Genomic DNA, 12,631 nt, shown 5'->3' with positions numbered 1-12,631 from the left:
AGGAAATTGCAAAGCCTCTTTCGCATTTTCTTTTATGGTTATTTTGCACATAATAAAAAAAGATTATATTTTATATAATATACTTGAATAAAACGCTTTCACAATGAAGCGTGTAAAGAGGAACAAAGGGAGGAAGTAAAGATGAATTTTAATCTCAAACGTGTTTTAGTGTTCGTTTTGGGCATATTGACAGTGCTATTTTTAGTAGCCTGTGAAGAAATCATTGAAGAGCCAACTCAATATACTGTTGTGTTTGATTCTCATGGTGGAACCAATGTCCCAAGTCAAACAGTTGAAGCTGGTAGTCTCGTAACTAAACCTCAAGATCCGACTAGAAACGGATTTACATTTGAAGGTTGGTTTAAAGACGCACAATATACAGATGATTGGATTTTTGAAACCGATACAGTACAAAGCAATATAACTCTTCATGCCAAATGGCTAGAATCAGGTCAGGTACAAAATTATACAGTGACCTTTAATGCAAATGGTGGTAGTGCTGTACTTCCGGTAACTAAACAAGCAGGTTCAACGCTTGGTGATCTACCAACAACAACTCGTGAAGGTTATACCTTCCAAGGTTGGTTCTTAGACCAAGCATTAACTCAAGCTGCTCAAACATCTACAGTCGTGAATGCAAACATGACTTTATATGCGAAATGGCAAGAAGTATCTGCTATTAAATTTACTGTTACATTCAACGCAGGTCTGGGTGATGTCTTACCTGATAGTGTTGAAGCAAATGAAAACACAAAAATTAACCAACCAGATGCCGAATATACTGGTTACGAACTTGTTGGTTGGTTTAAAGAACCTGGATTTATTAATCAATGGGACTTTGAAAATGATGTTGTAACAGCAAATATCACTTTATATGCTAAATGGGAAGCAATCCCAGAAGGTACACCGATTACAACTACTTTAGAATTCTATAACTTAGCAAGTGGTTTAATTCAATACGCTCCTGGAGATCATTTCTATCTTAAATTTGATTTAGACTTCTCAACATTTGATTGGGATGCATCAATTTGGGTAGGCGATGCAATTCCTATCCACAACTTCCATTTCAATGGTAATGGTAAGAAGATTTCTAATTTAGATATTGAAGCACCAAATATTGGTGGTATTTTCCCACGTATGTCAGGTGGTTCAATTAAAGATTTAACAATAGAAAACATTAATCTTAAGACTGGTGCACAAGCAGGGGTATTAGTTGGACGTATCATGAATGGTTCAACAGTACTTATTCAAAATGTTGCAGTATTAAATGCAACAGTTGAAGGTGCTGCAGCTGGTGTTGGTGGCTTTGTTGGTCACGTTCAAGGTGCAACAGATAAATCTACATTAACAATTGAAAAATCAGTTTTATTAAGTGCATCTGTTCATTCAAATTCAAATGCAACTGGTGGTTTAGTTGGTGACATTGAATCATCTAAATTATTAGTTAAAGATTTATTATTAGATGTTGTTGTTGAAACAACAGGTGAACGTGTTGGTGCAATCTTAGGTGAAGCAAGAAGAAATGGTAACAACGTAAATGATCTACCTGAATTATTCGTCGATGGTGCAGTTGTTTATGCAAATCTTACAGGTCTTCGTTATTTAGGTGGTGTAGTTGGTCGTGCTGATAACAACATGGCTAATTTAGATGAAACTGTACATGGTGCAGCATCTAAAGTATTACCAGGTGAATTTAAAAATATCGTATTAGTTTTAAATTATCAAACAACACATGCGTCAGATAGCAATAATGGACATATTGCAAGAAGCAATGTTCCAACTGCTGAAAATGCATATGTTTTCGCGTTCAATTATGATCGTGCAAACCTAAATGGTGTGAATGTTCCTCAAGCGAATGTATTCAAGTCAGTTGAAGACTTTACAACGACTTTAACATTACACCTTGGTTCTGATTGGACTAAATCACAAGGTGAATTGCCATCACTTTTAGGTTATGAAATTGATCTTGGACATAAAGTTACACTTAAGTTCAGTGAAGAAGTAGAACAAGTTCAATATGTTCGTGATGGTCAAAATTTATCAGAAATTTATATCAATCCTGCACTCGGTGCATTCTTAGGTTGGTTTGATGGTACCGAATTATTTGAAGGTCCAGTAACAGAATCAGTGACACTAACTGCTAAGTTTACAGAAGTATTTACAGTCTCATTTGAATCAAATGGTGGTTCAGCAGTTGCTGTTCAACAAGTTCTAGAAGGTGAAAAAGCAACAGAACCTCAAGACCCTACAAGATTAGGATTTGTCTTTGAAGGTTGGTATATTGATGCTGAATTAACAACACTTTATGATTTTGATGAACCAGTTTCTGCGGATTTAACACTACATGCTAAATGGAGTGAAGTCGAATTACCAGAAATGACAGTTTCATTTGAATCAAATGGTGGTTCAGCTGTAGCAGATATTAAAGTGTTACAAGGTGGAACAATTACTTTAGGCGTTCCTCCAACTAAAGAAGGATTCTTATTTGTTGGTTGGTTTATTGATGCTGAATTAACAACACAATTTAACCCTTCAACACCTATTACCGAAGATATGACTTTATATGCTAAGTGGCAAGAAGAGGATGAAGGTGGTGAAACTCCTGAAGGTACACCAATCTTTAATGCTCAAGAATTCTACACTATGGCAACAACTAACAATGAAGAAGGTAAATTCTTCCTTGCGAATGATATTGACTTTACAGGATTCACATGGGTTGGAGCAATTTCTAACTTCAAAGGTGAGTTCAATGGTAACGGTAAAACATTAAAGAATTTAACTCAAGTTATTTCTGCAACAAATATATTTAACGGTTTATTCCATAACTTAAATGGTGCTAAAGTTTACAATTTTACAATTGAAAACTTTACATTCACATCGACTGCAGCAACAACCCGTTCAGCGTTTATTGCAGGACAGGTTTCAGGTCAAAATGCATCATACATTTCTGATATCGTGATCAAGAACTCTTCAATTTCTGCAAATGAATACGTTGCAGCAATTGTTGGACGTGCAACTGGTGGAGACACATCACAAGTTCATATTTCTAATATCGTTTTAGAAGACGTAACAATTCGTGGTTACTATGTAGCTGGTATTGTTGCAGACTTTGATGGAACATCAGGTGGTTCAACAATCTCAGATGTTTGGGCAAAAGTTAACATCGGTGGTGTTGAACTTAATCACGGCGGTCGTGGTGTTGGTCTTGCTGAACGTTTAGGTGGTATCGCATCACGTGTTAGACCAAGTGGTGCAGCAACATTAATTGAACGTGTCTATATGGACATTACTGCTACATCAGATAAATGGGGTGCTGGTATCGTTGCTGATGCGGTAACTGATCGTTCTGGTGCAGTCGTTAAAGATGTGTTCGTTACAGGTACGATTACAACAGCTAATAACTCAGGTAGAGCAATTTTAGGTGCAAACCCACAAATGACAACTGTTACGAATGCCTATGAATATCTATTTACAGGTAATGGTTCAGGTGGTGCTGGTGGTACTGTTGTTGAATCATTAACAGAAGCTTGGTGGACAACAAACCTTAATGCAATAGTTCAATCTAATAAGTGGGCATTTAATGCTGCAACTACTATGTATCAATTAGTACTTAAAGGTGGACTTGCAGATCCAGAAATGCTTACTGTTTCATTCGATACAAATGGTGGTTCAGAAATTGAAGACATTGAAGTAGAACACGGTGGTAAGATCACATTACCAGCTGAACCTACTAAAGAAGGTTTACAATTTGCTGGATGGTTTACAGATGTAGAACTTACGATGCCATTTAATGCAAATATGCAAATCATGACTGACTTAACATTATATGCTAAATGGGAAGATCTTCCAGAAGGTACGCCAATTACTAATGCACAAGAATTTTACGCAATGGCAACAACTAACAATGAAGAAGGTCAATTCTATTTAGCGAATGATATTGACTTTACAGGATTCACATGGGTTGGAGCAATTTCTAACTTCAAAGGTGAACTTAATGGTAACGGTAAAACATTAAAGAATTTAACTCAAGTTACATCAGCAACAAACGTATTTAACGGTTTATTCCACAACTTAAATGGTGCTAAAGTTTACAACTTTACAATTGAAAACTTTACATTCACATCATCTGCTGCAACTACACGTTCAGCATTCGTTGCAGGACAAGTTTCAGGTCAAAACCCATCATATATCTCTGATATCGTAATTAGAGATTCAAGTCTATCAGCTCACGAATATCCAGCTGCAATCGTTGGACGTGCGACTGGTGGAGACACTTCACAAGTACACATTTCTAATATTGTTTTAGATGAAGTTTCAATTCGTGGTTATTATCCTGCAGGTATTATCGGTGATTTAGATGCATCTTCAGGTGGTTCAACAATTACTGATATTTGGGCTAAAGTTAATCTAGGTCCAGTAGTTATTGAAGGCTTTACAAGACCTGTTGGTCAATCAAATTCAACTGGTGGTGTTGTTGCACGTCATAGATCATCATCAGGTGTCACAGTAGAACGTGTTTACTTAGATGTTACTGCAAGTCTAACAAATGCATGGTTTGGTGGTATCTTTGGTGAATCATCAACAGCAATTACAATTAAAGATGTATTTGTTACAGGTTTAGTTGAAACAACTTCTAACTCAGCAAGAGCAATTGGTGGTGCAAATTCACAAAATGCGACTGCTACAAATATCTTTGAATACGAATTTACTAGTTTAGGTACAAACGGTTTAGGTGGTACAGTCGTAGAATCACTTCCAAATGAAGGTTGGTGGACTACAAACTTAACAGCAATTGCTGCATCAGATAAATGGATTTACAATTCAGAATCTGGTATGTTTGAACTTAAATCTGTATCAAAAGAACCAATTCAACCGGAAGAACCAGGTGAAACTGATGAATTTACAGTATCTTTCGAAACTAATGGTGGATCAGTAATTTCTGATATCATCGTTGAATCAGGTAAGTTAATAGTACTACCTGCTAACCCAACACGTGATGGTTACAATTTTGTTGGTTGGTTTACTGATGCTGAATTAACTGAAAGTTTTGTACAAGCAACACCAATCACAGCAGATATGACACTTTATGCCAAGTGGGTAATTACACATACAGTTTCATTTGAATCAAATGGTGGAACAAATGTTGCGGATCAAATCGTTGCAGATGGTGCGAAAGCGACTGTTGTCACTTCATTCAAACCAGGATATACATTCCTTGGTTGGTCTACAATCGCTGATGAATTCGTCCCATTTGATTTAGCAACTGAATTAATTACTGGTGATTTAATGCTTTATGCATTCTTTGAAGAGATAACTGAGCCAGAAGATGTCATCATGATTTCAACTGCTCAAGAATTATTAGATTTATTTAATACTGGTGGTAATGGTTACTACAAATTAGCAAATGATATCGACTTTGATGGTATGCCAATTGCAGTTTCAACCTCAGGTTCTAGAAACTTCTCAGGTGTACTTGATGGTAATGGTCATAAACTATCAAATATTGATGCAACCGCATCAAGTAATAAACAAGGTGTATTCTTCAAACAATTACAAGGTGGCATCATTAAGAACTTTGTAATTGAAAATTCATCTTACACTGGTGCAGGTGAAGCTTCAGCATTCATCGTTGCATCTGTTCATGGTGGTTCAATAATTGAAAACATTGAATTCTTCAATGTATCAGTAATAAACGCAGGTGCTTACACTGCAATGGTTGCAGGTGGTGATGAAGGTAATGCCAACCCTGGTTTACCAATTACAATAAGAAACATCATTATTAGAAACTTTGGTGATGCTAAACTTCAAGCAACTGGTGATTATCACGGTGTTGTTGTAGGTACAATTAGAAATGGGAATGTAACAATTAACTTTAGTAATATTTATGTAGAAACTACTGCAACTACAAATGGTCAAACTATGGGTGGTATCTTAGGTAGAATTAATGCATCAAATGTTACAGTAAATGTTACAAATGCAGTAGTTAAATCTAACCTCACTGCATCGAAACAAGTTGCAGCTGTCGTTGGACAATCTGCGGCAAACAATACAATTAATATTGATCGCGTTTATGTATCAAATTCAGTATTTACTCAAAATGAAACAACTGTTAACTCAATGACAGGTAACGCACTCGGTACAATCAATATTACAAAAGGTTTCTATACAGATTCATTAAGCCTTAAATCAGGTGAAAATGATAGACCTGTCACTCAAGGTACATTAATTGAACATGAAGATGTCGATCAAGATTGGTTTAATTCTCAAGAATTTAGCGACTTCTTTAAAGTTCAAGGTGATGATATTGTCTTAAACAGAGATTCAGAAGTTGTACCATTAGGTTTATTAATTAATGATTCTAATCTTGCACCAGTCTATATCGTTGGTGATACATTTGATCCATCATTATTTAAAGTATTTATGCTTTATTCAGATGGTAGTCAAGTAGAGATTGAACTTGATGATGAAGATTTAGAAATTGACTTGCAAATGATTGATATGCAAGCTGTTGGTGAGTATGAAATCACATTTACATATCTAGATTTCGTCAAAGTTTATACATTAAAAGTTGTTGAAATTGAATCCATTGATATTTATGAAGTTGATTTTGTAGATGTATATCTATTAGGTCAAGCAATGAATACACAAACAATTCATGTGTATGCAACATTATCAAATGGTAATTTATTAAAACTTAATTTAGACGATTTAACAGAAGTAACTGATTATAACTCAGCAGTTGCTGGTGTTTATGGATTAAAATATACATTCTTAGAATTTGAAACAAGAGAATTAGAAGTTATCGTGTTAGCATCTGCTTTAATGCCAATAGATAATGGTGTTACAGTTTATGTAGATGGTTCATTAGAATCAAGTAATCCTGATAACCTAATCTTTAAACAAGTAGGACAAGCTCTACAAGCATTAAAGAAATCAAGCTTAGCATCAACAGTTATAAAAGTTATGTGGATTGCAGACGGATTATATTTTGAAAAATTAACAATCGATATTCCAAATCTAACAATGATTGGTGAATCAAGAGAAGGTACAATTCTTGATTATAATCAAGCTTCAGGTAATCAAAAACCTGAAGGTGGTAACTGGGGTACTCAAGGTTCAGCATCTGTATCAGTTAAAGGTGCAGCAACTGGATTAACTGTCACTAGAATGACAATTTCTAACTCATTTGATTACTTTGGTTCATCACTTCCTGATAAACAAGCGGTTGCGTTAGTAACAGAAGCAGATAAAGTGATCTTCTATGATGTTGCATTCTACGGATTCCAAGATACACTATACGCTAAACAAGGACGTCAATGGTACTTAAATACGTATATTGAAGGTGCAGTTGACTACATCTTTGGTAATGGTGGTCCAGTCTTCATTGAAGAATCTGTGATTCATACATTATATAGATCAAATGCAGATGGTGTCATTACTGCATTCAAAGGTTTCAATAATACAGCAGCTGATAGTTTACTTGATTATGGTGTTGTCTTCTATAACAACCAATTAACATCAGAAAACACGGCTAGACCAGTTAACTTTGGTCGTCCATGGGATCAACAAGCAAGTGTTGCCTTTATTGGTAATCAAATTCAACCAGGTATGCTTACAACTGCAGGTTGGACTGACATGAGTGGTAATTTACCTCAAAATGCTAGATTCTATGAACATGGTAATACAATCAATGATGTTGTTATGTCAAATACAACACATGGTAAGACATTAATTACTGAACAAGTAGAAAACTGGACAAATAAAGCAATCATTTTTGCACAACAAAATGGTATGGTTAACTGGGGTTCTACTTGGGATTATGAAGCTCAATTGAACGCTCTACAAGCATTATTTGCTGAATAATTAATTAAAATTAAATCCAATACAGCTAGGAGTTTGCGATGAAAAAGATTTTATTTACAGCCTTGTTGATACTAACAAGTATTGTCTTACTCGCTTGTGAAGAACAAGAAGCAGTGGACAAGCAAGCACTCTTAGAAGCGTATGTAGACCAATTTAAACTCGATGAAGAATTAGATGATGATATATTAAACGTGCCATCTACCGTTGAGGTAGATGGCATTGGTCTAGTTTCTATCAGTTTTTCGACCTTTCCAGAAGGAATCATACAACCTAATGGACAAATAAACAGACAAAATGAAGATGTCACAGTTGATGTAACTGTCTTTTTTAACTATAACGATTTACAAGAAGAAACAAAGTCATTTCAAGTAATTATCAGTAAAATCGTTATACCAGAAATTGAATTTACTGTGACTTTTAATTCAATTGGTGGCTCACAAGTGGCTTCTCAAACTGTTGCTGAAGGTGAGACTATCAATAAGCCTTCAGATCCAACAAGAGCAGGTTATGAATTTTTAGGTTGGTTTTTTGGTGATGATCCATTTGATTTTTCAACACCAATCACAGCAAATATTACATTAACTGCTAAATGGGAAGAATTCATTATTGAAGTTGAAACATTTACTTTAACTTTTGATTCAAATGGTGGTAGTGATGTACCTTCACAAACAGTTGAAGAAGGTATGAAATTTATTGAACCTTCAGATCCTACAAAAGAAGGATACGTATTTTCGGGTTGGTTTACTGAGCTTGAATTACTCACTCTATATGATTTCCAAATGACACCTACAAGTGATTTAACACTTTATGCAGGTTGGGAAGAAGTATTTGAAGAAGGTACAATTTATGAACATGACTTTAGTCAAAAAGGTAAAACATCAGATTTCTTAATCTTTGATGATACAAATGACACAATGGATGTCTATGGAAGTTATGTATACCAAGGTAATGAATTTACCTTAGGATACAAGATTGATTCAAAAGGCTACATTGAGTTTGAAACTGAAACGGATAACTTACTGCTCGTTTTAGTATTAGGTCGTCGTACAAGTTTACTTGGTGATGGTTCATCTGTCGTTAAGGTAAATACATTTACACAGACATTTGTTGATCAATATGTAGTTATTGAACTAGAACTTGCAGTAGCAGATACTTATAAGATTGAGAGAGGTTCAAGCGTATCTCGTGAGTTTGGTGTCTTCTTTATTGGTATTTACGAAACTCAAGCAGCAATCCAATATCAAACTGTAACCTTTGATTCAAAAGGTGGAACTGAGATTTCACCAAAACTTGTTGAAAAAGGTCAAGTTGTTACAAAACCTGAAGACCCTGTGAAAGATGGTGTCGATTTTGTAGGTTGGTCTGTTGACCCTGATTCATATGTACCATTTGATTTTGATACATATATTACTGAAGATATTACACTTTATGCACATTACGCACAACTCGAAACCTTTGAAGTATTAGTTGATGGTGTATCTTATTTTGTAAAAGATGGTAAAGTGTTACCATCTATTGAACCTCAATTTATTGAAGGTAAAGTGTTCTTAGGTTGGTTAAAAGATGGTGAAGCCTTTGATTTATCAACACCAATCACATCAAACATGGAAATTATCTCTGAATATAGAGATGCATTTATTTTTGAAATTAGTTTAAATCCAGGTGTGGGAATCCTTGTAGGTCCACATGCTTGGGAAATTTATGAGTACGAAGAAGTGGTATTACCAATTCCAACATATGCAGGTCATATCTTTATGGGATGGTTTATAGACCCAGACTTTGTTAATAGATTCAATCAAACAATGATTACATCAGATATATCTCTTTACGCATTGTTTGTTGATGAGAATGATCCTCAAGCACAACTAGAATCTGGCAGTTATTTTGAATCCATTTACGCAACTTGGAATGATTTAAATCCAAGTGAAGCATCTGTTACCTATCGTGAGGTTGGTGGAGATTCTTGGTTACCAGTTGATGCTATGTTAATAAGAAAAATTTCAGAGACAAAAGCACGTGTCGATGTTGTTGGACTTAAAGAAGGTCATTATGAATTAAAAATTATAACATCTACAGGTTCAACACTTCAATCAAATCCAATATTTACAGAACGTCATGACAGATCTGGTTATGCGCACTTTAATTTCACTGAAGGTATTGGTGGTTATAAAGATGATGGTACATTAAAAGATGATGCGATTGTTATCTATGTTACTGAACAAAATAAAAACCAAGTTACAATTCCTGGTATTGGTCAAGTAGGTTTAGGCTGGATATTAAATAACAACCAATATCAAAGCCAAAATTCAAATACTTACAATCCAAGTCAATATGCACAATCTATCGGAACATTTAATAAACCTATAGTAATTAGATTTATCGGAACAGTAACAGTACCTGAAGGGGCAACGATATACAACTCAACCCAACAAGGTGGTTCAGTAGGTGATAATGGTAATATGGTTCGTATGAAAAACGCTAACCACATTACATTAGAAGGTATTGGTGATGATGCAGTAATTGATGGCTGGGGATTCCATTTTATGGCCTCAGTAGCTGGTCGTGGTATTGGATTTGAAGTGAGAAATCTAACTTTCAAAGACAATCCTGAAGATGCAGTTGGTATGGAAGGTACCGATCAAATTCCGGTCCGTCGTGGTTGGTTGCATAACTTAACTTTCTTACCTGGTTACCATCCAAATCCTGCTGAATCAGATAAAGCACACGGAGACGGATCAGCCGATTTCAAACGTGGTGAATATTTAACGATATCATATTCAGTCTTTGATGGTGCACATAAAACAAACTTAATTGGTGCAACATCAACAGATAAAACATATCATATTACAATGCATCATAACTTATGGCGTAATAATTCATCTAGAATTCCACTTGTAAGAAGAGCCAATGTTCATATGTATAATAATGTCATTGAAACAACTGACAATAACCAAAACGAAGCAAGTTATGCACAAAATCCAAGACTGGATGCGTATATCTTTAGTGAAGCAAATTACTTCCAAGGTACAAAGAATCCATCAACGATTGACCAAGGTGCAATTAAATCATATGGCGATATTAAATATTCAACGTATGGTGATGATGATGCAACGGTTGTTACATCAAGAACACAACTTGTAAGCTCTAATAACCTATATCCAAACTTTGATACGAATCCACAAGTATTCTATTACGATACAATCAATCAAAGATCGGATGTTGAAAGATTAACAGATGCAGTGACTGCAAGAGCAGAAGTTTACGCTTATGCCGGTGCATTTAGAAATTATAGTGAACCAGAAAAAGTTAAGATTCATAATCAAACACCAGTATTAATATCAGAAAGTATGACACAACCTGAAATTAAGATTAATAAAGGTAATCCATTAATTATCTTTACAATTTTAGTCCCTGCAGAAATTACACTCATTACAACAGATACAAAAATCCCTGCAGTGCTTGTTACTATTTATGGTGAACCTATTCTTAAAGGACCTGGTACTGTAGAACTTGAACCGGGAACTTATGTCATTGAAGCAAGTCAAGCTAGAGGTGCATCAAAAGGTCAATTCCAAGGAAAAGACTCTAAAGGTGGCTTTATAATTACACTTGATAGTAGTGCAGCAAGTGAAGCTAGAATCAATGCAGTAAGTGATGCGATTGCAGCACTACCTAACCCTATAAACTATCAACAAAGCCATTTAGAAGCCATTATGGATGCTAAAAATTTATATGATGCACTCACACAAAGTGAAAAAATGATTATTTCAGAAGAACCAATTACCGCTGCATACAATACATATCTTTCAAAAGGTAAAGCATACATTGAAAGTTTGATTAATTCAATTGGTACTGTGACAGAAGCATCAGGACCAGCAATTAGTGCTGCTTACAATGCATATAATGAAGCAATCCTTGAAGTGAAAAATTTAGTAACAAATCTTAATATGCTAACCAATGCACAAAATGCATTCTTAAACTTTGCAGTAGATTTCGTTATTGGTGTGATTGAAGAATTAGAAGATTTTAGTTTAATCAGTATCAATGAACGTTTAGAAATTGAAAATGTTAGACAAAAATATCAAGAAGCTTTAATAGAATATAATGCATTAACAGAGCAACAAAAACTACAAGTGACAAATTCAAATAAACTATTTGATGGTATAGAAGATCTAGATCAAAAATTAGTACCGCACTTAGTGCTTGATTTTATTGATTCACTTGTATTAGAAAATATTACAAAAGAAAATGGATATCAAATTCCATCATTCTATAATCAATATATCGATTTTACTCAAGAACAACTTTCTATCCTAACCATTGAAAAGAGAAGTATACTTGAAGAAGCTTATGACATTTATTCAAGTTTGATTGGTGATGTTTATAAGTGGATTCCAGAAACTTCTGAAAACACCGATAACTTCTTTAATTATCAAGGTGATTCGTTTGTTAATAATGCTGGTACATTCACTATATTTGGTGAGAGTTTAACACTTGCAGGTAAATTAAATTCATCTGCAACGATTACTTTTACAACAACTGTTGCAAACGCTAAATTAATTATTGTTGTAAAAACTAGATCAACTCAAACTCAAGGTAGACTCGATATTAATGGTGTAATCTATGACTTAGATACTTACTATAATGAAGAGGGTATTGCATATATTGAAGTCACATTAGAAGAAGCAGGCACTTATACAATTAAACGAAATAACCGTGAACTTGCAGTGTTCTATATCGAAGTTGAACAATAAGAAAAAAGCTACCA

At 34.7% G+C, this 12,631-nt stretch carries 2 protein-coding genes; both read left to right on the top strand.

The window, feature by feature from the left end:
- Positions 1-141 precede the first annotated feature (141 nt).
- A complete protein-coding gene (locus JV173_RS04385; RefSeq protein WP_205735074.1) occupies positions 142-7,863 on the top strand; it encodes a pectinesterase family protein in 7,722 nt (2,573 codons plus the stop codon).
- A 38-nt stretch (positions 7,864-7,901) separates the two neighbouring features.
- Entirely contained in the window at positions 7,902-12,617 is a 4,716-nt protein-coding gene (locus JV173_RS04380; RefSeq protein ID WP_205735073.1) for an InlB B-repeat-containing protein, read from the top strand.
- Positions 12,618-12,631: the final 14 nt, after the last annotated feature.

The organism is Acholeplasma equirhinis, from assembly GCF_017052655.1.
In the GTDB taxonomy this organism is placed as follows: domain Bacteria; phylum Bacillota_I; class Bacilli_A; order Acholeplasmatales; family Acholeplasmataceae; genus Acholeplasma; species Acholeplasma equirhinis.
Note: the sequence above shows the minus strand (reverse complement) of the source record. Positions and strands in the feature narration are given on the sequence as shown.